At 63.0% G+C, this 692-nt stretch carries 2 pseudogenes; both read left to right on the top strand.

The features are described from left to right. Positions 1-245 (top strand): annotated as a pseudogene (locus tag GSM73_RS01500) (DcrB-related protein); the annotation flags it as partial. 12 nt (positions 246-257) lie between these two features. Then, positions 258-692 (top strand): annotated as a pseudogene (locus tag GSM73_RS26645) (type IV secretion protein Rhs); the annotation flags it as partial.

Consider the following 692-nt stretch of genomic DNA (forward strand, 5'->3'; position numbering starts at 1 on the left):
ACCTGCGCGCTCAACCGGGCGTCGCCGTGCGCCTGGGCGCCAATCAGGAAGTCGAAGGCATCGAGCTGCGCAGCCAGTTCAACAAGGGCAACGAAAAGGTCTTCCAGTTTCAGCTCGCCCTGGTACTGCCCGGCACGCGCAAGATGCTTGCCTTGAGCTACGTCAAAGCCGAGAAGCTCGGTGATGCTGAAGCAGCGCATTGGGCGACGATCAAGGGCTCGTTGTTGTTTGACGTTCCGGCTTGATGAGCGAACTGCATGTCTGACGCTCTCTGGGCCGCCCGGCTGGGCGATGCGCTGGACCACACCTCAATGATGGCTGACATTCTTGGAGGCGTGCTGGAGGTAGCAGCCAACATTGCGATTACCGCCCTAGCGACGGCTGCGGTGGTGGCGGCTACGGGCATCACAGTCGCCACAGGCGGGTTAGGTTGCTTCCTGCTCGGCGCCGTGGTGGGTGCCGTCGTTGGCCTTGCCATGAGCAAGACCGGGGCCGACGAAGGGCTGAGCAATATCTGCGAAGGCATTGGCAACGCGCTGTTCCCGCCCACGGTGCAAGCGAACATCCTCACCGGCTCAACCAACACCCTGACCAACAACATCCCAGCCGCTCGCGCCGCTGGGGCGATTCAATCCCATGTCGCACCAGCAGGCACCGAGCTTGAGGCACCTGAGCCGCAAGCCGAGCCCAGC

Source organism: Pseudomonas sp. PICF6 (assembly GCF_009831705.1).
Lineage (GTDB): Bacteria > Pseudomonadota > Gammaproteobacteria > Pseudomonadales > Pseudomonadaceae > Aquipseudomonas > Aquipseudomonas rhizophila.